29 protein-coding genes are annotated in these 22,177 nt (G+C 69.2%); 7 read left to right on the top strand and 22 right to left on the bottom strand.

Features of this window, described 5'->3' with window-relative positions; genetic code table 11:
• Nucleotides 1-81 precede the first annotated feature (81 nt).
• On the top strand, nt 82-870 hold the full coding sequence (locus tag OIC96_RS25995; RefSeq protein ID WP_330305538.1) for an HAD family hydrolase: 789 nt from the start codon (nt 82-84) through the stop codon (nt 868-870).
• Here the strand turns inward: OIC96_RS25995 and OIC96_RS25990 are convergent.
• Nucleotides 834-1,706 (bottom strand): winged helix-turn-helix domain-containing protein, encoded by an 873-nt coding sequence (locus OIC96_RS25990; protein WP_330305539.1) that lies wholly within the window; start codon nt 1,704-1,706, stop codon nt 834-836. The two genes, OIC96_RS25995 and OIC96_RS25990, sit on opposite strands and share 37 nt — an antisense overlap.
• Nucleotides 1,707-1,899: 193 nt before the next feature.
• On the opposite strand from OIC96_RS25990, the gene OIC96_RS25985 reads away from it, so the two are divergent.
• Nucleotides 1,900-2,088 (top strand): hypothetical protein, encoded by a 189-nt coding sequence (locus OIC96_RS25985; RefSeq protein ID WP_330305540.1) that lies wholly within the window; start codon nt 1,900-1,902, stop codon nt 2,086-2,088.
• Here the strand turns inward: OIC96_RS25985 and OIC96_RS25980 are convergent.
• Together OIC96_RS25980 and OIC96_RS25975 are read right to left on the bottom strand one after the other, a co-directional pair.
• Nucleotides 2,079-2,816, bottom strand: a complete 738-nt coding sequence (locus OIC96_RS25980) for an HAD family hydrolase (RefSeq protein ID WP_330305541.1) — start codon at nt 2,814-2,816, stop codon at nt 2,079-2,081. The genes OIC96_RS25985 and OIC96_RS25980 overlap by 10 nt on opposite strands.
• The gene (locus tag OIC96_RS25975; RefSeq protein WP_330305542.1) at nt 2,816-3,706 is read right to left on the bottom strand and encodes a GntR family transcriptional regulator; all 891 of its coding nucleotides are present in this window, start codon (nt 3,704-3,706) and stop codon (nt 2,816-2,818) included. Before OIC96_RS25975 ends, OIC96_RS25980 begins: the two co-directional genes overlap by 1 nt.
• 148 nt (nt 3,707-3,854) lie before the next feature.
• On the opposite strand from OIC96_RS25975, the gene OIC96_RS25970 reads away from it, so the two are divergent.
• On the top strand, nt 3,855-4,043 hold the full coding sequence (locus tag OIC96_RS25970) for a hypothetical protein (RefSeq protein WP_327429795.1): 189 nt from the start codon (nt 3,855-3,857) through the stop codon (nt 4,041-4,043).
• Between the two features lie 36 nt (nt 4,044-4,079).
• Here OIC96_RS25970 and OIC96_RS25965 read toward each other — a convergent pair whose 3' ends face one another.
• A complete protein-coding gene (locus tag OIC96_RS25965; RefSeq protein WP_330305543.1) occupies nt 4,080-4,988 on the bottom strand; it encodes a winged helix-turn-helix domain-containing protein in 909 nt (302 codons plus the stop codon).
• 162 nt (nt 4,989-5,150) lie between these two features.
• Here OIC96_RS25965 and OIC96_RS25960 point away from each other — a divergent pair, with 162 nt between their 5' ends.
• Nucleotides 5,151-5,336, top strand: a complete 186-nt coding sequence (locus OIC96_RS25960) for a hypothetical protein (RefSeq protein ID WP_327429797.1) — start codon at nt 5,151-5,153, stop codon at nt 5,334-5,336.
• 254 nt (nt 5,337-5,590) lie between these two features.
• On the opposite strand, the gene OIC96_RS25955 is transcribed toward OIC96_RS25960, so the two are convergent.
• The 3 genes from OIC96_RS25955 to OIC96_RS25945 all read right to left on the bottom strand — a co-directional run bounded on the left by OIC96_RS25955 (nt 5,591) and on the right by OIC96_RS25945 (nt 9,116).
• Complete coding sequence (locus tag OIC96_RS25955; RefSeq protein ID WP_330305544.1) at nt 5,591-6,850, bottom strand: GNAT family N-acetyltransferase; 1,260 nt, start codon at nt 6,848-6,850, stop codon at nt 5,591-5,593.
• Nucleotides 6,851-7,211: 361 nt separating this feature from the next.
• A complete protein-coding gene (locus tag OIC96_RS25950; RefSeq protein ID WP_330305545.1) occupies nt 7,212-8,267 on the bottom strand; it encodes an asparaginase in 1,056 nt (351 codons plus the stop codon).
• Nucleotides 8,268-8,405: 138 nt separating this feature from the next.
• Nucleotides 8,406-9,116 (bottom strand): RsiG family protein, encoded by a 711-nt coding sequence (locus OIC96_RS25945; protein ID WP_330305546.1) that lies wholly within the window; start codon nt 9,114-9,116, stop codon nt 8,406-8,408.
• Nucleotides 9,117-9,289: 173 nt separating this feature from the next.
• Between OIC96_RS25945 and dtd the strand changes: the two genes are divergently transcribed.
• Entirely contained in the window at nt 9,290-9,715 is a 426-nt protein-coding gene (gene dtd / locus OIC96_RS25940; protein ID WP_327429801.1) for a D-aminoacyl-tRNA deacylase, read from the top strand.
• Between the two features lie 40 nt (nt 9,716-9,755).
• Here dtd and ygfZ read toward each other — a convergent pair whose 3' ends face one another.
• The 6 genes from ygfZ to OIC96_RS25910 form a co-directional block, all read right to left on the bottom strand.
• Nucleotides 9,756-10,730, bottom strand: coding sequence for a CAF17-like 4Fe-4S cluster assembly/insertion protein YgfZ (ygfZ, locus tag OIC96_RS25935; protein ID WP_330305547.1), 975 nt, complete (start codon nt 10,728-10,730; stop codon nt 9,756-9,758).
• Between the two features lie 50 nt (nt 10,731-10,780).
• Nucleotides 10,781-11,203 (bottom strand): Fur family transcriptional regulator, encoded by a 423-nt coding sequence (locus OIC96_RS25930; RefSeq protein ID WP_330305548.1) that lies wholly within the window; start codon nt 11,201-11,203, stop codon nt 10,781-10,783.
• 15 nt (nt 11,204-11,218) lie between these two features.
• Nucleotides 11,219-11,794: an FABP family protein gene (locus OIC96_RS25925; protein WP_330305549.1), complete on the bottom strand. Its 576-nt coding sequence runs from the start codon at nt 11,792-11,794 to the stop codon at nt 11,219-11,221.
• A gap of 257 nt (nt 11,795-12,051) precedes the next feature.
• Nucleotides 12,052-13,041: a hypothetical protein gene (locus OIC96_RS25920; RefSeq protein WP_330305550.1), complete on the bottom strand. Its 990-nt coding sequence runs from the start codon at nt 13,039-13,041 to the stop codon at nt 12,052-12,054.
• Nucleotides 13,038-13,916: a hypothetical protein gene (locus OIC96_RS25915; RefSeq protein ID WP_330305551.1), complete on the bottom strand. Its 879-nt coding sequence runs from the start codon at nt 13,914-13,916 to the stop codon at nt 13,038-13,040. The genes OIC96_RS25920 and OIC96_RS25915 overlap by 4 nt, the downstream gene beginning before the upstream one ends.
• Entirely contained in the window at nt 13,913-14,683 is a 771-nt protein-coding gene (locus tag OIC96_RS25910) for a hypothetical protein (protein ID WP_330305552.1), read from the bottom strand. The genes OIC96_RS25915 and OIC96_RS25910 overlap by 4 nt, the downstream gene beginning before the upstream one ends.
• 156 nt (nt 14,684-14,839) lie before the next feature.
• Here OIC96_RS25910 and OIC96_RS25905 point away from each other — a divergent pair, with 156 nt between their 5' ends.
• On the top strand, nt 14,840-15,202 hold the full coding sequence (locus OIC96_RS25905; RefSeq protein WP_330305553.1) for a DsrE family protein: 363 nt from the start codon (nt 14,840-14,842) through the stop codon (nt 15,200-15,202).
• Here OIC96_RS25905 and OIC96_RS25900 read toward each other — a convergent pair.
• The 9 genes from OIC96_RS25900 to OIC96_RS25865 all read right to left on the bottom strand — a co-directional run bounded on the left by OIC96_RS25900 (nt 15,196) and on the right by OIC96_RS25865 (nt 21,092).
• Nucleotides 15,196-15,600 carry a VOC family protein gene (locus tag OIC96_RS25900; protein ID WP_330305554.1) on the bottom strand — a complete coding sequence of 135 codons (405 nt, stop codon included), beginning with the start codon at nt 15,598-15,600 and terminating at the stop codon, nt 15,196-15,198. The genes OIC96_RS25905 and OIC96_RS25900 overlap by 7 nt on opposite strands.
• A gap of 20 nt (nt 15,601-15,620) precedes the next feature.
• Nucleotides 15,621-15,881, bottom strand: coding sequence for a DUF3099 domain-containing protein (locus OIC96_RS25895; protein WP_327429810.1), 261 nt, complete (start codon nt 15,879-15,881; stop codon nt 15,621-15,623).
• Between the two features lie 167 nt (nt 15,882-16,048).
• Complete coding sequence (locus tag OIC96_RS25890) at nt 16,049-16,336, bottom strand: DUF1416 domain-containing protein (RefSeq protein ID WP_054232391.1); 288 nt, start codon at nt 16,334-16,336, stop codon at nt 16,049-16,051.
• Between the two features lie 44 nt (nt 16,337-16,380).
• Nucleotides 16,381-17,220: a sulfurtransferase gene (locus OIC96_RS25885; RefSeq protein ID WP_330305555.1), complete on the bottom strand. Its 840-nt coding sequence runs from the start codon at nt 17,218-17,220 to the stop codon at nt 16,381-16,383.
• A gap of 143 nt (nt 17,221-17,363) precedes the next feature.
• Complete coding sequence (locus OIC96_RS49920) at nt 17,364-17,444, bottom strand: putative leader peptide (protein WP_350310325.1); 81 nt, start codon at nt 17,442-17,444, stop codon at nt 17,364-17,366.
• Nucleotides 17,445-17,727: 283 nt separating this feature from the next.
• Entirely contained in the window at nt 17,728-18,471 is a 744-nt protein-coding gene (locus OIC96_RS25880) for an LmeA family phospholipid-binding protein (protein WP_330305556.1), read from the bottom strand.
• Nucleotides 18,472-18,642: 171 nt separating this feature from the next.
• Nucleotides 18,643-19,860 carry a hypothetical protein gene (locus OIC96_RS25875; RefSeq protein WP_330305557.1) on the bottom strand — a complete coding sequence of 406 codons (1,218 nt, stop codon included), beginning with the start codon at nt 19,858-19,860 and terminating at the stop codon, nt 18,643-18,645.
• 8 nt (nt 19,861-19,868) lie between these two features.
• Nucleotides 19,869-20,123 (bottom strand): MoaD/ThiS family protein, encoded by a 255-nt coding sequence (locus OIC96_RS25870; protein ID WP_330305558.1) that lies wholly within the window; start codon nt 20,121-20,123, stop codon nt 19,869-19,871.
• A gap of 93 nt (nt 20,124-20,216) precedes the next feature.
• On the bottom strand, nt 20,217-21,092 hold the full coding sequence (locus OIC96_RS25865) for an alpha/beta hydrolase family protein (RefSeq protein WP_330305559.1): 876 nt from the start codon (nt 21,090-21,092) through the stop codon (nt 20,217-20,219).
• Nucleotides 21,093-21,344: 252 nt separating this feature from the next.
• Between OIC96_RS25865 and OIC96_RS25860 the strand changes: the two genes are divergently transcribed.
• Nucleotides 21,345-22,163: a winged helix-turn-helix transcriptional regulator gene (locus OIC96_RS25860; RefSeq protein ID WP_330305560.1), complete on the top strand. Its 819-nt coding sequence runs from the start codon at nt 21,345-21,347 to the stop codon at nt 22,161-22,163.
• Nucleotides 22,164-22,177: the final 14 nt, after the last annotated feature.

Below are 22,177 nucleotides of genomic sequence, written 5' to 3'. Positions count from 1 at the left end.
ACGACACGCCAGCGCGGATAGGCCGGTGACGGCGTGTCGCGCAATCGCGGCGTGCCGGTCCTCGTGGTCCACACTGTCGGGGTGAAAGCGAAGAGGCCCCTGTGGGGCAGACGCGGCGGACAGGACCTGAGGCGGCTCGTGCGCGACGCGGACGCGGTGCTCCTCGATTTCGACGGCCCTGTCTGTGACCTGTTCGGTGACGTGCCGACCGCGCACATCGCCGAGGAGATCAAGGTCATGGCGCGGCTCGAATGGGGCACTCTCGACCGGAAGGTCGAGGACTGCGACGACTCGCACGGGATCCTCCAACGTCTCCGGGACATGCTGGACGGGGAGGCCCCGGCGGTTCGCAACCGGGTGCCTCTGGGCCTGGCGAACACCATCGTTACCGGGCATGAATACACCGCTGTAAATTCCGCCGTTCAGGCCCCGGATGTCGAGAACTTGCTGGACGCACTGCTCGACCTCGGCAAGCGCCTGGTCATCGTGAGCAACAACGCCGATGAACCCATCTGGCATTACCTCAAGCATGCGGGCCTGGAGTCGAAGTTCGTCGCGGTCCACGGCCGCGATCCGCGCGAACCACGTCGGATGAAGCCCGATCCCGACGTGGTGCTCCGCGCGCTGGAAGACCTGGGCGGGCTGCATCCCTCCCGGGCCCTGCTGGTGGGCGATCAGCTCACCGATCTGCGGGCGGCCAGGTCCGCGGGGGTCCGCTTCCTCGGATACACCCAGGACAGGAAGCGCCGGCAGCAGATGAGGCGCAACAAGGCGGACGGGGTGGTCTCGTCACACGCCCCGGTCATCGCCGCGGCCCGGGAGCTCCTGGACGACTACTCCGAAAGGAGGGTCCACACCGAGTCGAAGTAGGTCTGCATGCTGTCCACGAAGAAGGATCCCGGGGAGTCCGGGGCGGTGTCCCGCTCGTAGTGCATGAGATTGGCGCCGACCCCTTCGACGTCGACGACGGTCAGCTCCTCGCCGTCGTCCAGGACGATCGGGCGCTCGACCACCTGGTACAGCCCGAACAGCGTCTCCGAGCCGTTGAGCAGATAGAACTTGAAGGTCGGCACCACCGGTGTGTGCCGGATCTCCAGGCTGACCTCCGGCACCAGTTTCTCGACCCTCAGCGATTCAAGGACGTACCGCAGCGAGGACGCCGACCGGCGCGCGATGTCCCACACCCGCTCCACCGGGCGCCGGTCGGACGGATCGTCCTTGAACCGGGGGAAGGGCAGATCGACTTCCTCGGAAGGCACCAGAATGCGTACGGTGACGCGCTGCGGTGCGGTGTCCGGCTCCGCACGTATGCGCTCCGCCTGCAACCGCACGTGGAGGTCGAGGGATTCGCCGGTCAGCGTGAAGACGTCCAGGCTGACCTCGGCCCGCCCGAAGGCCTTGCTGATGATCGGGCCGAGAGCCATGGGGCGGGGCTTCGCGCTCTGCAGGACCGCCGGCTGTATCCGCTGGGTCTTGACCACCCGGGATCCACTGCCCTGCCGGGACTCGACCCAGCCCTCGCTCGCCAGGGTCTTCAGCACTCGCTGAACGGTGTCCCGGGACACGTCGAACTCATCGGCCAGGAGCCGCTGGGCCGGCAGCGAACTGCCTAGCGCGTAGCGCCCGTTGACCATGCGGTTGCGCAGCTCGTCCAGGACACGCCGGAACTCCTTGCCACCCCCGTCACCGGTCCGCTCATCGCCCACATGCCGACCGTACCGCTTCCGACCGACAAGCAAACCAGTTTCAGTCAAATCGGAAGTCCACCTTGACTGCCAGTTAAGGGATCAGCCCAGTCGGGCAAACCAATTTCAAGTCAACCAGTCCAATTGGACGGTTGGTTGATCAAATCAGTGAAGTGTCCAGTGAAGTGTCCGTGAAGTGGACGGGGTGGGGGACATGGTCATCTTTCAGGTGGTGGGTGCGGCCGTCGAGTTCGGGATGGCTCAACTGGTGCAGACGGAGCTGGGGTTCGCGGGTCTGGTCCTGCTGACCCTGGCGCTGGTGGGCGTACGGGCGGGGCATCCACGACTGGCCGGATGGGCGGCTTTCCTCTTCGTCCTGCTCACCCTGCAGCTTCAGGCCTGACCCCGGAGCACCCGCAGGACCGGCTCCAGCGACCCCACCACATTCTCGGCTCCCGCGTCCCGCAGCAGCTTCTCCTTGTCCTCGTTACGCGCGTAGCCGAGGAACGGAACTCCGGCCCGCTGCGCGGCGACGAAGTCCGAGGGGGCGTCGCCGATCATGAGCGCGGACGACGGGGCGGCGCCCAGGGCGTTCAGCGCCCGGTTGAGGCAGTGCGGGTCGGGCTTGAGGTGGCGCAGGTTCTGGGTGCGGCCGTAGATGTTGGGGGCGAAGCAGCCGGCGAGATCGCGGCTCGCGAGGTAACTGGCCACGGTGCGGGCCGAGTTGTTGGTCGCGATGGCCAGCCTGGCGCCGACGGCACTCCAGGTACGTATCAGCGGATCCGCGTACGGGGTGGGCCAGGCGGAAGGTGCCGCCTTGAGTTCCTGCTGGGTGAGCCGCTCCTCCAGCTCGGTCACCAGATCGCTCTGCGGATGCCGCCGGTCGACCGCGTAGAGGACCACCATCGGGTCGGGATGGACCCGCTCCTCCTCGGTCAGCAGCCCCCGCAGCCCCTGCCGCTCGAGCCAGTCGACCAGATCCCTGGCCACATCCTCCGCCGAATGCCCCGCGAACAACCGGCAGATCGGCCCGTCGAAGTCGAAGAGCACGAAGCGGGCGCGGTTGATCACTTCCCGTAGGTTCTCTGTCTCTGTTGCCACCGAATCAGTCTGCGCCGTATCAGAAGTCACTAGGAGAGTGTCAGGTCCGTGGTGATGGTTTCCCAGAGGGCGTCGAACCACTTCTGGGATTGCTCCACGAAGGCGGCGTCCCGCTGGCCGGCTCGCTTCTCGAAGGAGAAGAGGAGGGACTCGGAGCCGAGGGTGTCATACATGTCCAAGGTGATGTCCGAGTCTCCGCTCTCCACGGTCTCCTCACGCCTGGTGATCATGTAGTACGCGATGAGCGCCTCCGAGCCGTTGAGCAGGTACAGCTTCACCGGCGGGGTGAACGGCAGGGCGCGGAAGGTCACTCGGACGTCGATGCCGTGCGAGGAGCGCAGGGAGTGGAGGTTGTGGCGCAGGACGTGGCCCTGGGCGTTGCGCTGCTTGAGCCAGCGCTGGTGGACGGGGTCGTCGTCGCCGCGGCCCTCCACCGGGACCGGGAACGCGAGGGTGATGTCCCGGGAGGGCAGCAGGATGCGGACGTCGATCGACTCGGGCCGGATCTTGCCGTCGTGGATCAGGCGGACCGGCTCGCTCAGGGCCACCATCAGCGTCTCCGCGGTGAGGCAGGCGGCGTCCACGCGGACGTGCGGCACGGAGAACGCCTCGGTGAGGCGTGGCGCCAGCCCCACCATCGTCGGCTGGGGCTCGTCCCGCATCCGGGGAATGTCGGCGATGCGCGGCGGACTGCCCTTGCTGACGTTGCTGAGGAGACCGTCGTCCTGGAGGGCGCGCAGGGCCTGCCGGACAGTGCCGCGCTCGACGCCGAATTCCTCTGCCAAATCGGCCTGGGTGGGCAGACGGTCGCCCGCCTTGAGGTCTCCCACACGGATCCGCTCCCGCAGGACGTCGGCGATCTCCTGGGGCGAAAGCCTTCTGCTGCCGTTCACTGCCACGTTCTCCTGGGTCACGACCAAACGCTACAACTCTCATCCATCTATGGGGAGTTGCTTGAGAGTTGTTTATGACTAGTAGCCAAGTGGGGACAACTTAAGCATAGTTGGTTGCCAACTTGGCCAAGTTGGCGGAAGTTTTGCTTCCCTCTCTGCAACAGGAGGAACCACCATGCCCGCCATCGCCCTCCTCTCCGCCGTCTTCGTCGTCGGTTTCGAGCAGCTCGTCCAGTGGCACTACGGCCCGACAGGCATCGTCGGACTGCTGCTGCTCAGCATCGGCATCAAGGCCAAGAGCCCCACCTGCAGCTCCATCGGGGCGGTCGTGCTCGCCTTGATGATCGCCGGACCAGCCCTGTGAGCTGCGAGGATCTCCGACCGGCAGGTCCGGGAGGCCTCAGCTCGTGAGCAGCAGCTCCGAGCTGATGGTCTCCCACAGTGCGTTGAACCACAGATGGGACTGCTCCACGAACGTCGTGTCCCGCAGCCCGGCGCCCTGGGTGAAAGGGAAGAGCATGGACTGGGTGCCCTGGACGTCGTACATCTCCAGGTGCACATCGTCGATCTCCTCCTCGCGCTTGGTGAGGGTGTAGTACGCGAAGAGAGCCTCGGCGCCGTTGAGCAGATACAGCTTCACGGGCGGGGTGAAGGGGAGCGCGCGGAAGGTGACGTTCACGTCGATGCCGTGCGTGGAGCGCAGGGCGAGCAGGTTGTGGCGCAGCACCTGGCCCTGGGCGTTGCGGTTGGCCAGCCAGTTGCGCTGGAGCCGGCCGTCCGCGGAAGCGTCGACGGGGGCCGGGAAGGCAAGGTCGATGTCGCCACTGGGCAGCAACAGGCGGACGTCCACCCTGGCCGGTTTTATTCGCCCCGCGTGAATCTGACGCAGCGGTTCGCCCATGGCGAGGGTCAGCGAGATCGACGTCAGACACAGCGCGTCGATCTCCACATGGGGGGCCGCGAAGGCGGCCGCGATCCTCGCGCCGAGCGCCACCGTGGTGGGCTGCGGCGGGGCTTCGGGGCCGGTCAGAGCCCTGGCCAGGTTGTCGGCGACGGTCGCTGGGCTCCCCCTGGACACGTTGACGAGCAGATGCTCCGACTGCAGGATGCGCAACGCCTGGCGTACGGTGCCGCGCTCGACGCCGAACTCGTCCGCCAGCTTGACCTGCGTGGGCATGCGCTGTCCCGGCCGCAGCTCACCGGACCTGATCCGGCTGCGCAGTTCGTCGGCAACCTCACGGTGTGACCTCTGGGGCCGTGGTGACCTGTTCCGCCCATTGACGGCGACGTGTTCCGGGTCCACGACCAAACACTACAACTTCCCGCCATCTTTGGGCAGTTGCTTGGTAGGTGGTTATGAGTCGACCCAACGCGGAGATAAGTAAGAGTGAGTTGGTCGCCAACTTGAGCAACATGGTCAAACTTCCCGGAGGTTGGCCGCCAGAGTCGCCCTGTCCACCAGGAGGGACCCATGCCGCTCATCGCCCTCGCCGTCGCCGCTCTCGCCGTCGGATTCGAACAGCTCATCCAGTGGGAGTACGGGCCGATGGGCATCATCGCGTTCGTCGCGCTGTCCATCGGCCTCAAGGCCAAGAACACCATGATCAGCGGCATCGGAGCTGTGATCCTCGTGATGCTGCTCGCCCAGTCCGGCTGATCGGACGCCGCCGTCCGGCAGTCCGGCTGACCGGGCTCCCTTCCGGAGGGGAGCCGGGAGCTCGGTCAGTCCGTAACACCGCACAGCACAGCCACAACTGAATGCGCAGCCACAACTGAATGCGTCACCGCATCACTACAACTGAATCGCTACGGATCAACGGATCGATGTCATCAGTCATCACATCAGTCATCGGTCATCGGTCATCGGCCATCGGTCATCGCCCGCACGGAAGGAGTACCACTCAGCCGAGATCAGAAGATGTCCGGGCACCACGGTCGCCTGGACGTGCGGAGCAGGGCGTCGGCAATGGAGGCGGCGCCCGCTCGTTCTTCCCGCACCCGGCCCAGCGCGGCGAGTCGCACCGCCGACTCGTCGCCCAGCCACAGCGCCGCCAACTCGCCCACATCCAGGACGAGTTCTGCGTCCCGAGTGGTCGGCGCGCAGGACGCGCCCTCCGGTCCCGCGTCCAGCCGGTAGCGCCCGGCCGACAGCCCGTCCCGGTCCGTCACCTCCAGGACCAGGCTGCCGCCCGAACCCTCGTACGTACGCGCCTCCAGAGCCCGTACGACATCCAGGATCCGCACCCACAGCCAGTCCGACTGCGTGGTGATGCGGGCGGCGCGCGGATCGGGCAGGAAGCGCGGCAGCAGGTCGTCCGGGGCCCGCCGTCCGGTCTTGACGGTGACGATCCAGTCGATCGAGCAGAGGTACTGCCACAGGGCCCGCTCGGCCGCCGGCGTCACCGCGATCAGCCAGTTCACGCTCACCGTGTTCAGCGGCTGGTTGGCGTCGCCCCAGTTGTCGTCCGACTCGTACGAGACCAGGCCCTCGACCTCGCCGGCCGCCGAGCGGTACACCGCGAAGAAGGGATCCCGCCACGGCGCGCGGTCCAGGCGCAGCACCCCGGTGCCGACCTCCCACCAGCGCTCGTCGCGGTTGATCGCCCCCGGCCGGCTCCGCCGGAACCGTTCGTGCAGCTCGGGGCCCGCCTTCCGGACGTCCTCGCCGTCCACCAGGTCGATACGGCCGCCGTCCGCCGGGCCCGACCAGCGGGGGTCGAGACCGGCTCGCGGTACGTCGATCGTCCACTCCGCGGTGGTGGTGGCGGGACCGAAGCCGTACCGCCCGTAGATCGGGTACTCGGCGGCGATCAGTGTCGCCACGACGTCGCCCCGCTCCTTCGCCGCCGCGAGGTCGGCCGTCATCATGCGGGTGAGGAGGCCGCGGCGGCGGTGGGTGGGGGTGACGGTGACGTTCGAGATCGCGTCGGCGGGGACGGGGGTGCCGCCCACGGTGGTGAGTTCCTGCGGGAACGATCGGAACGTGGCGACGCAGCGGGGGCCGTCGAAGGCGCCCAGTGTCCGTGCGGGGTCGATGTATGAGCCCCGGTCCTCGACTTCGCTGTCCGACACGGTCGGCGTGCGCAGGAACCCCGTGTTCAGCGCGCGGATCCACTCTCGGGTGTCGGCGGCGGTGATCGGTCGTACGTCGATGGGGGCGGGAGGGGTCATATAGCCACGCTAGGTGTACGACGGCGGGGTGTCGCGGCGATTTTCGCCCCCGCCGCCCCTACCCGTCCCATCCCGTTCCTGGGGGCTGCGCCCCCAGACCCCCCTAAAAGATTGCGCAGTTCCCCGCGCCCCTTGAAAACGGGGTGGTTCGTCGGCTGCGGGTGGGTGGGGGTTGCTCGCGCAGTTCCCCGCGCCCCTGAAGGCACGCCCGCCCGCAGCCGTCTTTTCAGGGGCGCGGGGAACTGCGCAATCTTTTGCACCAGCCCCCACCCACCCGCAGCCGAAACACAACCCCCGGGGTCGAAGGGGCAGAGCCCCTGGGGATGGGACGGGTAGGGGCGGCGGGGGCGAGGAAAACCCCTCAGAACGCCACCCGTATCTCCCCCACCTCCCGGCCCCCACCCACCAGCGGCGCCCGCCCGATCCGTGACACCACCGGCGCCGACACACCCAACAGACCCAGCGCACGGGCGAGGACGGGACCCAGCGCCCGCCCCCCACCGTCGTCGATCTTGAAGGCGAGGGCGCGGCCGTCGGGAAGGGCCACCGCCTGGACGGCCTCCGCGCCCATCTTGGACAGCGCACCCGGAACCTCGCGCATGAGCCAGGTGTCAGGGCGACGCGTACCGGCGACGTACTCGGGGTGGGCCCGCATCGCGTCGGCCACACGGCGTTCGGCGGAGCCGGGGGCGGCGAGGACGAAGGAGCGGAAGGCCCGGGCGAGCCCGGTGAGGGTGATGGCCATCAGGGGCGCCCCGCAGCCGTCCGTACCGACCGCGGCGACAGGCTCCCCGGCCGCTTCCTCGACCACGGAGTGGATCAGCTGCTGGAGGGGGTGCCCGGGGTCGAGGTACGACTCCGTCGGCCAGCCCCGCAGCGCGCACACCGCGAGCATCGCCGCATGCTTGCCGGAGCAGTTCATGGTGACCCGGTCACGGACGGCACCCCCGGCGAGGTACGTCTCGGCCTCGGCGGGGTCCAGCGGCAGATCCGGCGGGCACTGCAACTGCGCGGCCGTCAGCCCGTGCTCGGCAAGAATCTTCTGGACCAGATCACGGTGGAAGATCTCCCCGGAATGGCTCGCGGCGGCGAGGGCCAGTCGCTCCCCGGCCAGGTCGAGCCCCGCGCGCAGCACACCCGCCGCCTGCATCGGCTTGTTCGACGAGCGCGGGAACACCGGCGCCGTCACGTCACCGAGCGCCAGCTCGACCGACCCGTCCGCGGCCAGCAGCACCAGGCTCCCGCGATGACGCCCCTCGACGAAGCCGGACCGTACGACCTCGGCGAGGACGGGCGGCACGGGCTGCACCGGCTGCACCGGCTGCACCGGCTGCGCGGGGGTGGATACGGCACGCGCGGCGGAAACGTCGGGTGCGGATACCTCGGGTATGGAGGGGTCTGCGGGTGCGGCGGACATCGGCGGTGGCCTTCCGGAACGGGACCCGCTCAGGCGGCGCCGGCCCGGACTGTCCCGGACCACGCCCCCACGCCCGCGGAACCAGCTGGGTGGTCGCCGTGCCCGCCATACGGCCCCGGGATCGCCGGGGCCGCCGCGTCACATGAGCAGGTCGTCTACTTGTGCTTCGCCTTCACGGTACCTGCGGGCGATCTCGGCGCTGCAATCGTCGGCCGTGCGCTGGAGCTGCTGGCGCCGCCGGGAGACCTGCTGCTCGTACCGGACGAGCCGTCCCATCCCGGCGCCGAGCTCCTCATCCGTACGAGCGTCCAGGTCGGACAGCTCGACCTCGGCGAGCATGTCCGCGGCCAGCGCCCGGTACTCCTCGCCGTGCGGTGTGCCCACTGTCACATGGCGGGCCGACGAACGGTGCCGGGCGGGTGCGTCCGTCAGGATCTCCGAGAGCCGTTCGACGACCGACGGCTCCCCGGGCCCGACGACCGACAGCCGGCCCGAGGCCGGGGAGGGCGCCCGCCGCTTCCCGCGGCGCGCCAGCTCGGCCCGCAGGATGTCGATGCGTCCCTGGAGCAGCCGCCGCACATAGCTGAGGTCGGCCTCGTCCCGCTGGGCGTCCCGGCGCAGCGTCCGCAGCTCGGGCAGCCGGAGCACGGCGAGGTCGTGCGGGGCCGGGTCGGCGGACAGCGGGTTGCTGTCGGTGCGCTGCACCGGTGGCCGGGCGGCCACCCCTCCCGTCCGTTCCGTCCCTCTCGTCCGTTCCGTCCGTTCCATCCGTTCCGTCCGTGCCGCCCGTGGGCTCGTACGGGTCAGTGACACGGCTCCGGGCGGCTGCCCAGTACTCGGTGTGCTCATGTGCCTCTACCGTCCCCTCGACCGGCGCGGTCCACCCCACGGATGCACCGCAACACACCGCATCGTGCCACCCCGAGTGGTCGCTATGTGACCGAGTGCCCCCGATCGGCCCCAGATGGGGGGTTGGTGACCCTGGAAATCACGCGAAGGGACGGCACGGCATGATGGTCCGCATGCGTGCGGTGGTGCAGAGAGTGGACGGCGCGAGCGTCGTCGTGGACGGCGAGACGGTCGGCGAGATCGACGGCGAGGGGCTGTGCGTCCTCGTCGGGGTCACGCACGAGGACACCAAGGAGAAGGCGGCCCAACTGGCCCGCAAACTCTGGTCGGTCCGCATGCTGGCCGACGAGAAGTCCTGCTCCGACATCGACGCCCCGCTGCTCGTCATCAGCCAGTTCACCCTGTACGGCGACGCCCGCAAGGGCCGCCGCCCTACCTGGAACGCCGCCGCCCCCGGCGATGTGGCCGAGCCCCTGGTCGACGAGGTCGTCGCCCAACTCCGCGCCCTGGGCGCGACGGTGGCGACGGGCCGCTTCGGCGCGCAGATGCGCGTCTCGCTGACGAACGACGGCCCGTTCACTGTGCTCCTGGAGATGTGAGCCCAGGGCCAGGGCAATACGCCTGCGCCTACACCTGGGGCTACGGCTCTACGACGACTTCCTGCGCCGCCGCCGTGGTGTCGGCCACCAGCGGCGCGTCCACGGGTACGTTCCGCTTCACCAGTGCCAGCGCGATCGGGCCCAGCTCGTGATGGCGTACGGACGTCGTGATGAAGCCGATCTTGCGGCCGTCCGGGCCGTCGGCCGCGAGGTGGAGTTCGGTGCCGTGCGGCGGCAGATGGACCTCGCTGCCGTCGAGGTGCAGGAAGACCAGACGGCGCGGGGGCTTGCCCAGGTTCTGCACGCGGGCGACGGTCTCCTGGCCGCGGTAGCAGCCCTTCTGGAGGTGCACCGCGCTGCCGATCCAGCCCAGCTCGTGCGGGATGGTGCGGTGGTCGGTCTCGAAGCCGAGGCGCGGCTGGTGGTTCTCGACGCGCAGGGCCTCGTACGCGAGGAGCCCCACCGCCGGGCCGTGCTTCTCGGTGTCCGCCGCGTACGACTCCAGGTCCGCGCGCGGAAGGAAGAGATCACGGCCGTACGGCGTCTCGCGTACGACGACGCCCTGCGGGACCTCGGCGATGGAACCGGCCGGGAGGTGCACGACCGCGAAGTCGGCGGTCCGGTCGGCGACTTCGACCCGGTAGAAGAACTTCATCGACTCCAGGTAGGCGATCAGCGCCTCCTGGGTGCCGGGTTCCGCGTGCATCCACACCGTCTCGCCGTCGTCGACGAGGTACAGCGCGTGCTCGATGTGGCCGTGCGCGGAGAGGATCAGGGCCTCGGTGGCTCGGCCCACCGGGAGGTCCGTGACGTGCTGGGTGAGCAGCAGGTGCAGCCAGCTGAGCCGGTCCTCGCCGGTGACGGTCACGACAGCGCGGTGCGAGAGGTCCACGAAGCCGGTGCCGTCGGCGAGGGAACGCTGCTCGCGGAACAGGTCGCCGTAGTGCGCGGCGACGGCTTCGTCCACACCCTCGGCGGGAACGGCTCCGGGCAGGGACAGCAGGGGGCTCTTCATATCCACACAGCCTACGACCGAGTAGCCGCCGTATTTATTTCTCGTCGGCGCTACTTCTTCGCCGCGCAGTCCTTGCAGCGGCCGAAGATCGCGAAGTGCTTCATGTCCGTCTCGAAGCCGAACGTGTCGCGGAGCTTCGCGGTGAACTCGGCGGCGACCGAGACATCGGCCTCGATGACGTTCGTGCAGTCGCGGCAGACAAGGTGGATGTGGTGGTGCCGGTCGGCCAGGTGGTACGTCGGCGCGCCGTGGCCCAGATGGGCATGGCTGACCAGGTCCAGCTCCTCCAGGAGCTCCAGGGTCCGGTAGACCGTGGAAATGTTGACCCCCGACGCCGTCTTCCTCACTTCGATGAGGATGTCGTCGGGGGTCGCGTGCTCCAGGGTGTCCACGGCTTCGAGGACAAGCTGACGCTGCGGCGTCAGCCGGTAGCCGCGCTGCCTCAGGTCGCTCTTCCAGTCGGTGCTCACCACACTGGAAGTCTAGGCCTACTTGAAGAAAGCGATCCCGTCGTCCGGCATGTCGTCCGGCAGGGCCTTCGCCCAGCGCTCGACGTCCTCCGGGGTGACGACCTTCTTCAGGTGCGCCGACATGTAGGGGCGCAGCTCGACCTCGGGGGTCTGCTTCTCGCCGACCCACATGAGGTCGCTCTTGACGTAGCCGTACAGTCGCTTGCCGCCGGTGTAGGGGCCGGAGGCGGCCGTACGGGCGACGGCGTCCGTGACCAGGTCGATCTGCGGCTTCTGCTTGGCCAGCTCGCCGTACCAGATCTCGACGACGCCGTCGTCGCGGGTCATCGTGACCTCGACCTTGCGGTCGGCGTCGATGCGCCAGAAGCCGGACTCGGTCTCCAGCGGGCGGACCTTGTTCCCGTCGTTGTCCAGCACCCAGGTGCGGGAGTGGTACTCCAGGAAGTCACGGCCGTCGTGCGAGAAGGTGACCTCCTGCCCGAAGTTGCACTTCTCGGAGCCGGGGAAGTCGTGGACGCCCGCGCCGGCCCAGTTGCCTAGCAGGAAGACGAGGGGGACCAGGTCCTTGTGGAGGTCGGACGGGATCTCGATCATGAACTCGGCAATTCCTCGATGGGGGTCAGCGCTGGCCCTGGTACAGCTTCTTCACGGTCAGCCCGGCGAAGGCGAGAACGCCGACGCAGACCAGGACCAGCAGGGTTTCGAAGAAGATCTCCACGGGGTGCTCCTCGGATGAGCGGGTGCGGTAGAGGCGGTACACAAGAGCCGGGCCCCAGCTTACGCGGCTGGGGCCCGGCGCTCTCTGTCAGGTACACCCTGACGGCTCAGCAAGCTCAGTGAGCTCAGCGAGCTCAGCCGAGCAACTGGCTCTGCAGGATCACCGTCTGCTGGAACGGGACCGCCTGCGCGGTGCCCTTCCGGGACTGGACGATCACGGCGAGGGTGTCCCCGGCCGACAGATACGCCTGACGGACCTGCTCGGCGCCGTACGGCTTGCTCTCCGTGTACGCGAACCGGGTGATGTCGTCGACCGCTGCTCGCTCGGGGAACTTCTCGTCCCGCTCGGTCAGGGCGGCGCCGCGCACCGCGTACTGCGGGGAGTCGTAGTTCGCGAGCTTGGTGGTGATCACCTCGTCCGCCACGGCCGCGGTGTTGAACTGCAGCAGGTAGATCCGCGTGTGGGTGCCGTCCTGCGTGGTCCAGCCGCGGGCCGCGATGTGCCGCAGGCCGTAGTCGGTCAGCAGCTGCGCGGTCGCCTCCCGGTCCGCCTTCTCGGCGTACTCCGCCAGGAAGGTCTTCCGCGCCAGCCAGCCGTCCTCGCCGCGCAGCGCCGCGTCGGCCTTCGCGCCCTTCGGGGCGGGGAGGACCAGCTTGCGCAGGTCGGCGTAGTGGGCGCCGGCCTTGTTGGCGTCGGCGAACGGCGCCGGGCTGCCGGACGGCAGCGGCGGCTTGCTGATCGTCGGGTAGTCCCAGCGCCCGTCCGCCTCCGTCGCCAGACCGGGTACGTCGGTGCGCTCCATCCGCGTGATGCCGTACGCGGCCGACGTACCGACCGCGCCGAAGACCACCACGGCGGCGGTCCAGCGCAGAACGGCGCGCAGGACTCGGCGGTCCTTCTTCACCGGCGGTGCCAGGGGTGCCAGGGGTGCCAGGGGTGCCAGCGGATCGACCGTCACCGGGGGTGCCGGGGGGTCGTCGACCGCGGGCGGCGCCTCGGGCAGCGGCGGGACGGCGGCCTGCGGCTCGGCCGGGGGCGCCTGCTCGACCTGCTCGGCCTGCTGCGTGTCCTCGGCGTGCTCGGCCTGCTCGACCGGTGTCGTCTGTTCCGTCTGCTCGGTCATACCGCCTCCCCCGGCTCGACGATGCGGTCGAGCTGCTCACGCAGGAGCGACGCGACCCCCTTGGTGTTCAGTGGCTTGGCCGCCTCGGCGGTGACGCTGACCAGCACGTCGCCCTCGTAGGCGGAGCAGATCATCATGTCGAGCTTCTCTGTCTTGTCCTTGGGCGGCAGGAAGCACTTGGCGTTCTTGTGGCCCGCGATCTTCGGCCCGGCGCGGAAGATGCCGAGGGTGTCGAAGAGCTCGTTCTGGAACGTCGACATGTTCTTGATCGCCGCCTTGTCCTCCATCTGCATCAGCTCGATGCTCACGGTGAAGGCGCTGTCGGCGTAGAGCGTGGAGTCGGTCGCGTTCGCCGTGCTCAGGTAGCTGCGCATCACCATGCCCTTGGTGTGCTGCTTGTCGATCTGCTTCTCGATCCGCCGCCGCTGGGTGCGGGGCAGACCGCTGATCGACTCCTTGCGCAGGGCGGCGGCCTCGCCCCCGCTCAGCGCGGCGTCCGAGCCGAACTCGGCGATGTCCGGACCCCGGCTCCAGCCGTCCTTCTCGTACGGCACGAGCATGGCGGCGAGCCCCGAGGCCGCCTTCGCCGTCTTGGCGTCCTTCTTCGAGGCCTTCGGGAACTTCCAGACCGGCGCGCCCGCGTCACGGTCGGCGTCCTGGACCGTCACGACGGTGTAGGCGCTGCCTCCGATGACAGCTCCGACGAGCAGGACCGAACCGGCGATGGCGGCGATACGGCCGCGGCGCACGGGCTTCTTGGCGGGCGCGGGCTCCGGGGCGGGCGTCACGGCCTCCGGCACGGAGTTCACAGCGTCCACGGGCGCCATGGGCTCCACCGGCTCCAGCGGCTCCGGGGTTGTCGGTTGCTCGGTCACAGCCGCTCCATCTGCCGCTTGGCCAGGTCCATGATCTTCGACTTGGGGATCGGCTTGGTGTCGTAGATCCAGATCTCCATGGCGATGTCACCGCGCCAGGCAGCCGCCTGCGCCTTGTACAGCGGCAGATAGCCGGGCTTCGTCTCGGGCTTGGTGCTCACATACGCCATGCCGTCGCCGGTGCCGGGAATGGGCCAGCCGCGGGTGTCCTCGACGTTCCAGTAGCCGGCCCGGTCAGCGGCTCCGAGGCCCTCCTCCTGGCGGTACTGCACGAGCCGGATCTCGACGGTGTACGTGTTGCCGACGCCCCACTCGGTGCCGGCCGCGCGACGGAACTCGGCGCCGAGGAGCTCTCTGAACATCTCGTCCGAGTGTTTGAGCTGGTCCGCGTAGTCGCCGATGTCCAGCCAGCTGTTCTCGCCCTGCAATGAGCTGAGGTTCTGCGCTCCCTTCGGCCGCTTGATCAGCAGCTTGCGCAGGTCGCCGTCCGTCTTCACCCGGTAGTCCTGGGCGGCGGACAGCGGCTCGGGGCCCGCGCCCTTGGCCTGTGCGACCACGGGCTGGGACAGCGAGGGCAGCCTGGTGGGCTTGCGGTCGGCCTGGACCAGATAACCGGCGCAGGTACCGGCGACGAGCCCGAGCACGGCGGCGGTGGCGATCAACAGGGTCGTACGACCGCGTCGGCGGGCGCGCGGCGCGGCCGGGCCGGCCGGGTCCGGTTCACCAGAAGTCGTACCGGAATCAACAACCGGTACATCTTCAGGCACGACAGGTCTTTCAGGCACTTCGGGGCCTTCAGTTACTTCCAAGACGTCCCCCCACAGAACGTGAAGCGAGGATTCCGTATCCGCGCGCACAGGAGACCCATGGCCAATGCATGGGGTTGCACGGGAGTTGATTACGATTCGGACTACCATTCGGGCATGGCGAAGAAGCTCGTGATCAAGGTGACGGCGGGGGCCGATGCCCCGGAGCGCTGCTCACAGGCGTTCACCGTCGCGGCGGTGGCCGTGGCCAGTGGTGTTGAGGTCTCCCTCTGGCTGACCGGCGAGTCCTCGTGGTTCGCGCTGCCGGGCCGCGCCGCCGAGTTCGAGCTTCCGCACGCGGCGCCGCTGCCCGACCTGATCGACTCGATCCTGGCGGCCGGGTCCCTCACCCTGTGCACGCAGTGCGCGGCCCGCCGCGAGATCACGGAGAAGGACGTCATCGAGGGCGTACGCATCGCGGGGGCGCAGGTGTTCGTGCAGGAGGCGATGGCGGACGGGACGCAGGCGCTGGTCTACTGAGGCGTCCGGCGCTTCCGCCGCGATTGACGGGTGTGCACCCAGAGGCAGAAGGGGTGCCCGGCCGGGTCGAAGAAGACCCGTACGTCCTCTTGGGGCTGGTGGTCGGCGAGCTTCGCCCCCTCGGCGAGGGCACGGTCCGTCTCCTGGGCCAGGTCGTCGACCTCGATGTCGAGGTGCAGCATCATCCGCTGGTCGCCGGGCCCCGCGGGCCATACGGGCGGCGTGTAGAGCGGCTCGGTCTCGAAGGCGAGCGCGGTGCCTTCGAACGGCGGGCCGATGAGCACCCAGTCCGGCTCCTCGGCGCGCAGCACGTACCCGAGCAACCGCATGTAGAAGTCGGCCAGTTCATGGGCGTCCGGAGCGTCGAACACCACGGTGGACAGTCTCGTACGCGACATGAACGTCCTTCCGCCGCCTGCTACGGCCGCCGCTTCTTCCCGTCCAGCTCGTCCCACCACTCGTCGGACTTGGGATCCCCGGACGGATCGTCCCACCAGCGATCCTCGGGCCCCCGCCGGTTGGCCACCATCGCGGCCAGCGGCGGAATCACCATCGCCACCACACACATCCCCACGGCCACGGGCATCGACCACAGCCGTACGACTCCCCAGGCCAGGACGAAGAGTCCGATGCACGTCCCCATCATGGCGAAGTACACATGGCGCCGTCGCGCGTACATACGTCCAGCGTAGGCCCCGGAAGGCCGTCCGGCGCAGGGGTGGGAGCGGTCCGGTGAGCGGCCGGAACAGCCGAAGGACCGCACCCCGATCCGGTAAGCGTCCAACCCCCGGGGGTGCGGCCCTTCGGCCGTTCAGGTGACTGCCGTCAGGGACGGCGGCCGGTGTCTCAGACGGCGATCGCGACCTCGGCGAGGCCGCCCGTCTGGGCGACGACCGTGCGGTCGGCGGTGCCGCCGGGCACCAGGGCCCGTACGGTCCACGTGCCCTCGGCCGCGTAGAAGCGGAACTGTCCGGTGGCCGAGGTCGGGACCTCGGCGGTGAACTCGCCGGTCGAGTCCAGGAGACGGACGTAGCCCGTCACCGGCTCGCCGTCGCGGGTCACCTGGCCCTGGATCGTGGTCTCACCGGGCTTGATCGTCGAGGCGTCGGGGCCGCCGGCCTTCGCTCCACACATATTTCGATTCCGTTCCTTCAGGCCTTGAGGGTTGCTTAGCCGGGTTACTTGTTGGCGCCGAGCTCGATCGGCACGCCGACGAGGGAGCCGTACTCGGTCCAGGAGCCGTCGTAGTTCTTGACGTTCTCGACACCGAGCAGCTCGTGCAGCACGAACCAGGTGAGCGCGGAACGCTCACCGATGCGGCAGTACGCGATCGTGTCCTTGGCGAGGTCGACCTGCTCGTCGGCGTAGAGCTCCTTGAGCTCGTCGTCCGACTTGAAGGTGCCGTCGTCGTTGGCGTTCTTCGACCACGGGATGTTGCGCGCGGACGGGACGTGGCCCGGACGCTGCGACTGCTCCTGCGGCAGGTGGGCCGGCGCGAGCAGCTTGCCGCTGAACTCGTCGGGCGAGCGGACGTCGACCAGGTTCTGCGAACCGATCGCGGCGACGACGTCGTCACGGAAGGCGCGGATCGAGGTGTTCTGGGCCTTGGCCTTGTAGTCGGTCGAGGCGCGGTTGGGAACCTCGGCGACCAGGTCGCGGGAGTCGAGCTCCCACTTCTTGCGGCCGCCGTCGAGAAGCTTCACGTTCTCGTGGCCGTAGAGCTTGAAGTACCAGTAGGCGTACGACGCGAACCAGTTGTTGTTGCCGCCGTAGAGGACGACGAGGGTGTCGTTGCCGATGCCCTTCGACGACAGGAGCTTCTCGAAGCCCTCCTGGTCGATGAAGTCACGGCGGACCGGGTCCTGGAGGTCCTTGGTCCAGTCGATCCGGATCGCGTTCTTGATGTGGTTCTTCTCGTACGCGGACGTGTCCTCGTCGACCTCGACGATGGCCACGCTCGGGTCGTCCAGGTGGTCCTGGACCCAGTCGGCGTCTACCAGGACGTCGCTGCGGCTCATGCTCGTTCTCCTCCGGGGCAGTTGCGGCGGGGTGGTGCGTTGGAGAGGGGTGCGCGGCACGCCTGAGGCGGCGGGGCGGCGCGGGGGTGGCCCCGACAAGAGAGGTCGAAGGGCCCGGCTCGCGGAAGGACGAACGCTTCCGCTCAGAAGGTGCGACAGAGCATGGCGGCGACGCGGCACAGGTCTACTGCCCGCCGCTTCGTGAGATCCGCCTGTCGCTTCATGCGTCCGATCGTAGGGACGCACAGGCAGCCATGTCACCGGTGTGTCATATTTTGAGACACGATCGTCCGCAATGTGGGACGAGGAGGGGGGCAGGGCCGTGTCCGCCGGGATTCCAGGGCCCTGTATCCGTCATCACATCGGCAGCTCATCTGCTGTACGGACGGGGCCGTCTCGCCCCTCGGACGAGCGGGCCCCTGCGCAGACCCTTCGGTAGGCCTTTCGTAGACCCTTCGGCAGGCCTTTCGGCAGGCGCGCCTACCGAAGGCCTTTCGTCAGGCCCTCCTACCCGACCAGCTTGACGTCCGAACCCTTCACCGAGATGTCCACGCCGGTCTTCGCCGCCTCGACCTTGTCGAGCTTGATGCCGCCGGGGAGTTCGTCGATCTTCTGCGAGAAGTCGGTGATCGCGCGGATCCGGCCCTCGGCGAGCTCGACGCCCAGCTTGGGCAGGGAGTCCGCGTGCACCTTCACGGTGTCGCCCGAGACGCTGACGGAGCTGAGCACGGACACCGGCTGGGGCAGCTTGGTGCCGAGGACGGTCGCCTCGACCGTGACCTTGATCTTGCCGTTGCCGCCGTCGGAGAGGCCGATGACCTGGGCGGTGACGCCGGAGGCGACCTGCGTGGGCTCGGCCTTGGCGGCCTTGAGGAGCTCGGCGTAGGTGATGGACGCGGTGCCGGTGGCGCTGTTGGCGGTGGCGGAGCTGTAGTCGCTGTTGAAGTCCACGCCGTGCATCTCGGCGTTGAGGTCGTCGATGCGGATCGTGCCGGCGGCGGCGTTCGTGCCGCCCGTCGACGCCTCGTAGTCCTTGATGCCGATCTTGACGTCGTCGAGCTCACCGCCGACGACCTGGGTGAGGAAGGGGAAGCCCTCGATGGACACGTCGGGGGTGCTGGCCAGGCCCTCGGTGGTCTTGATCTTGTCCGCCGCCTTGTCCTCCGCGAACCCGACCGCCACCCGGTCCGCGATCACGAACAGGCCCCCGAGAACGACGACAAGGATCAGGATTATTCGCAGTGCGCGCATGCTCGGTGTTTCCCCCACCTAGGCCGGCCCGGTCTCGACGACCGAGTGGCCGTCGAGCGAGCCTAACCCCGAAGGGCCCCCGGTTCGGGGGCCCTTCGGGGCAGTTGTCGATCAGCTGTGACGATCGGAGAGACGTCGGAGAGCGGCCGGAGAGCGGCTGAAGTGGGACTTCTAGCCCAGCGCGCGGCCCAGCAGGTACACCGCCGGGGCCGCCGCCGCCAGCGGCAGGGCCACGCCCGCCGTGAAGTGGACGAAACGGGACGGGTAGTCGTAACTGGCGACCCGGTGGCCGATCAGCGCGCAGACGCCCGCGCCGAGGCCGAGGAAGGCGCCCTGCGTGCCCAGGTCCGTCATCCCGCCGACCGCGATGCCAGCGCCCGCGGCGGCCAGCAGCGCGACCCCCACGGAGGCCGCCGTGGGCAGCGGCAGTGCGCGGGCCAGGACGGCCACCGCGACCGCGGCCGCGCCCACCGTGACGGCGTCCGGCTCCGCCGCGAGGTGCCCGGCCGCGATGATCGCCAGCGCCGCCGAGGCGACGGTCGCCATCAGGCCGTACATCCGGGTGTCCGGGTCGGCGTGGCTGCGCAGTTGCAGGACGAGGGTGAGCAGGACCCACACGCCGAGGGTGCCGAGGATCGCGGCGGGCGCGTTCTCCCGGCCGGTCGCGAGCAGCACGACGTCCGCGGTCACCGCGCCCAGGAACGCCAGCGCGATGCCCTGCCGGGCGGGCCACATCCCGTTCAGCCGGAACCATCCCGCCGCGGTGACGGCCTGGAGCAGTACGAGGGGTACGACGAGCGCGTACTCCCCGATCGCCGCCGTACCGGACAGCAGCAGCCCGAGCACCGCGGTGAGCGCGGCGGGCTGCATCCCGGGCTCGATGATCGGCGACCGGCCCTCGGCGCGGGCGCGCTGGGCGTCCGTCACGCGGGGGTTGCCGGTGACGGTGGGCGGGCCGTAGCCGGCGGAGTCAGGGTTTTCGTCGGGGACGGTCGCCGCGACGACCTCTGGCTGCTGAGCCAGCGGCGGCTGCTGCGGGTAGTCCCACCCCTGGGCCCCGGCAGCCTGAGCCCCGGCAGCCTGGGCCCCGGCCTGGCCCCCGGTCTCCTGCGGGAGCGGCTGGGCCGTGACGCCGTACGCCTGCGGCTCCGCGTAACCCTGGTGCCCCTGATGCCCCTGGTACCCCTGCGGAGGCAGATACGCCGTGTCCGCGGCGGACACGGGCGCCTGCCCCTGGGTCTCCCAGGTCTGCCCCTCCCACTGCTGGGTGTACTGCTGCCACTCGGGCTGCTGTGCGGGCTGCTGCTGTTGTTGCTGCGACTGCTGTTGCTGAGCCTGCTGATAGGGGTCGTACCCCTCGTACGGAGGCTCGTACGGCTGGTTGCTCATCGTCTCGCTCACCCTCCTGCGAACGGCGGGAGCACCTCGACCGTGCCGCCCTCGGCCAGCCGTACCGTCTCATGCCCGCGGGTCCCCACGGGGTCACCGTCGATGAGGAACGAGCATCGCCGCAGGACGCGGACGAGTTCGCCGGGGTGTCGCTCGCGGGCCGCGTCGAGTGCCTCGGCGAGCGTGCTCGCGTCGTACGGCTCCTCGGGGACGCCTGCCGCGGCCTTGGCGGCGGCCCAGTAACGCACCGTGCCCTTTGCCATCTCGTTCCTCAATCAGCGATCTGGATCTACTGCATCCAGCAGATCCACTGGATCCGAAAGTCTGCGGTTTCTGTGAACACCGTCAGGGTCAGGCTAGCCCGCGTGTGCGACGGCCCAGTCCCCGATGCGGGCGAGCAGTTCGTCGTCGGCGGCGTTCTCGGCGTGGCCCATGCCGTGCTCCAGCCAGAGTTCCGCGTGGCCGTCGGACGCCTCGGCCAGCATCCGCGGGTGGTCGACGGGGAAGTAGCCGTCCTGGTCGCCGTGGACGATGAGGAGCGGGGTGGGCGCGATACGGGGAACGCACTCGACCGGGGAGTCCGGAACCGGGTCCCAGTCACGGTGGTGGATACGGGTGCGCAGGCCCAACCGGCCCACGAACCGGCCCTCCGGGCGGGTTACCAGCCAGTGCACCCGCCGCATAGGGGCTGTGCCCCGGTAGTACCAGCGAGCCGGTGCGCTCACCGAAACCACCGCGTCCGTTCGCGCATCCGTGCGCCCCTCGTGCTCCTGATCCCGCTCCCCGTCGCGCTCCCCCGCCGAGCCGCCGTACAGCGCGGCGTGCCGCAGCACCACCGAGCCGCCCATGGAGAAGCCGACGGTGACGATCCGGGTGTGCCCCAGTTCGCGGGCCCAGGCCACGGCCGCCGCGAGATCGTGCACCTCGCGGTCGCCGACCGTGGAGCGGCCGCCGGATCCCCCGTGACCACGGAAGGAGAAGGTGACCACCGCCGCATTCCGCGCCAGGACACCCGCCGCGCGGCGCACATGCGGGCGGTCCAGTTCGCCCGTGAACCCGTGCGCGACGATGAACGCCAGGTCACCAGAAGGCCCCGTTCCGGGGTCGTACGCCGCATCGATCGTCACCCCGTCGACCGTGCGCAGAAACCTCCGCAAAGAGGTGCGCGACGTTGTCTCAAGGTGTGGACTATTGAAAGATCGCGTCACTTGACCTGCCGGACCTGAGCTCATGTGGGCTATTCTGCTGGGCAGAGGACTCGGGCAGCGTAGCCCCCGGGTCCTTTTGTGCTTTCGGAAGCGTTGTATACGAAGCGGGAAACCGCAGGTGTACGGGCCGTCGATCGCATGGCGGATCCCAGGGGCGCGGGAGCCGCACGTACAAAGCAGTGCCGCAAACGTCCTCGCAGGGACCGAGGAGGAACCAGACGTTATGGGCGAGCGAACCGTGCACGAACGTAAGACGACCCAGGCAGGTGGGGCGCGATGAGTTCTCTGCTGCTCCTTACCAATGCCCTTCAGCCGTCGACGGAGGTGCTTCCCGCTCTCGGCCTGCTCCTGCACAACGTGCGAGTGGCCCCGGCGGAAGGACCCGCTCTCGTCGACACCCCCGGTGCCGACGTCATCCTGATCGACGGACGCCGTGATCTCCCCCAGGTGCGCAGCCTGTGCCAGCTGCTGCGCTCCACGGGACCCGGCTGCCCACTGATCCTCGTCGTGACGGAGGGCGGCCTCGCGGCCGTCACCGCCGACTGGGGCATCGACGACGTGCTGCTCGACACCGCCGGCCCGGCGGAGGTCGAGGCGCGCCTGCGACTGGCCATGGGCCGGCAGCAGATCGTCAACGACGACTCCCCCATGGAGATCCGCAACGGCGACCTCTCCGTGGACGAGGCGACGTACAGCGCGAAGCTCAAGGGCCGGGTCCTCGACCTGACCTTCAAGGAGTTCGAGCTCCTGAAGTACCTCGCGCAGCACCCGGGCCGCGTCTTCACCCGCGCCCAACTGCTCCAGGAGGTCTGGGGCTACGACTACTTCGGTGGTACGCGGACGGTCGACGTGCACGTACGACGGCTGCGCGCGAAGCTCGGACCCGAGCACGAGTCGCTCATCGGAACCGTCCGGAACGTCGGTTATCGATTCGTTACTCCTGAGAAGGTGGACCGCGCGGCGGACGAGGCAAAGGCCAAGGCGGCCCAGCCAAAGCCGGATGATGCGGACGAGACGGCGCACCTCGACGCCACGGCCGACGACGAGATCACAGCGGGGGCACAGGAAGCCGCCGTACGCCCTGCCCAGAGGTAGGTCCATCCGCGTAG

The sequence above is a fragment of the Streptomyces sp. NBC_00775 genome (genome assembly GCF_036347135.1).
In the GTDB taxonomy this organism is placed as follows: domain Bacteria; phylum Actinomycetota; class Actinomycetes; order Streptomycetales; family Streptomycetaceae; genus Streptomyces; species Streptomyces lutosisoli.
Note: the sequence above shows the minus strand (reverse complement) of the source record. Positions and strands in the feature narration are given on the sequence as shown.

Coding starts and splice junctions, on each gene's coding strand:
- OIC96_RS25900 (WP_330305554.1), bottom strand. CDS start 15,600: ATGTCGCGTACGAGACTGTCCACCGTGGTGTTCGACGCTCCGGACGCC.
- OIC96_RS25880 (WP_330305556.1), bottom strand. CDS start 18,471: ATGCGCGCACTGCGAATAATCCTGATCCTTGTCGTCGTTCTCGGGGGC.
- OIC96_RS25905 (WP_330305553.1), top strand. CDS start 14,840: ATGGCGAAGAAGCTCGTGATCAAGGTGACGGCGGGGGCCGATGCCCCG.
- OIC96_RS25895 (WP_327429810.1), bottom strand. CDS start 15,881: ATGTACGCGCGACGGCGCCATGTGTACTTCGCCATGATGGGGACGTGC.
- ygfZ (WP_330305547.1), bottom strand. CDS start 10,730: ATGAAGAGCCCCCTGCTGTCCCTGCCCGGAGCCGTTCCCGCCGAGGGT.
- OIC96_RS25970 (WP_327429795.1), top strand. CDS start 3,855: ATGCCCGCCATCGCCCTCCTCTCCGCCGTCTTCGTCGTCGGTTTCGAG.
- OIC96_RS25985 (WP_330305540.1), top strand. CDS start 1,900: ATGGTCATCTTTCAGGTGGTGGGTGCGGCCGTCGAGTTCGGGATGGCT.
- OIC96_RS25960 (WP_327429797.1), top strand. CDS start 5,151: ATGCCGCTCATCGCCCTCGCCGTCGCCGCTCTCGCCGTCGGATTCGAA.
- OIC96_RS49920 (WP_350310325.1), bottom strand. CDS start 17,444: ATGAAGCGACAGGCGGATCTCACGAAGCGGCGGGCAGTAGACCTGTGC.
- dtd (WP_327429801.1), top strand. CDS start 9,290: ATGCGTGCGGTGGTGCAGAGAGTGGACGGCGCGAGCGTCGTCGTGGAC.
- OIC96_RS25955 (WP_330305544.1), bottom strand. CDS start 6,850: ATGACCCCTCCCGCCCCCATCGACGTACGACCGATCACCGCCGCCGAC.
- OIC96_RS25870 (WP_330305558.1), bottom strand. CDS start 20,123: ATGGCAAAGGGCACGGTGCGTTACTGGGCCGCCGCCAAGGCCGCGGCA.
- OIC96_RS25875 (WP_330305557.1), bottom strand. CDS start 19,860: ATGAGCAACCAGCCGTACGAGCCTCCGTACGAGGGGTACGACCCCTAT.
- OIC96_RS25865 (WP_330305559.1), bottom strand. CDS start 21,092: ATGAGCTCAGGTCCGGCAGGTCAAGTGACGCGATCTTTCAATAGTCCA.
- OIC96_RS25925 (WP_330305549.1), bottom strand. CDS start 11,794: ATGATCGAGATCCCGTCCGACCTCCACAAGGACCTGGTCCCCCTCGTC.
- OIC96_RS25890 (WP_054232391.1), bottom strand. CDS start 16,336: ATGTGTGGAGCGAAGGCCGGCGGCCCCGACGCCTCGACGATCAAGCCC.
- OIC96_RS25945 (WP_330305546.1), bottom strand. CDS start 9,116: ATGAGCACACCGAGTACTGGGCAGCCGCCCGGAGCCGTGTCACTGACC.
- OIC96_RS25950 (WP_330305545.1), bottom strand. CDS start 8,267: ATGTCCGCCGCACCCGCAGACCCCTCCATACCCGAGGTATCCGCACCC.
- OIC96_RS25860 (WP_330305560.1), top strand. CDS start 21,345: ATGAGTTCTCTGCTGCTCCTTACCAATGCCCTTCAGCCGTCGACGGAG.
- OIC96_RS25920 (WP_330305550.1), bottom strand. CDS start 13,041: ATGACCGAGCAGACGGAACAGACGACACCGGTCGAGCAGGCCGAGCAC.
- OIC96_RS25885 (WP_330305555.1), bottom strand. CDS start 17,220: ATGAGCCGCAGCGACGTCCTGGTAGACGCCGACTGGGTCCAGGACCAC.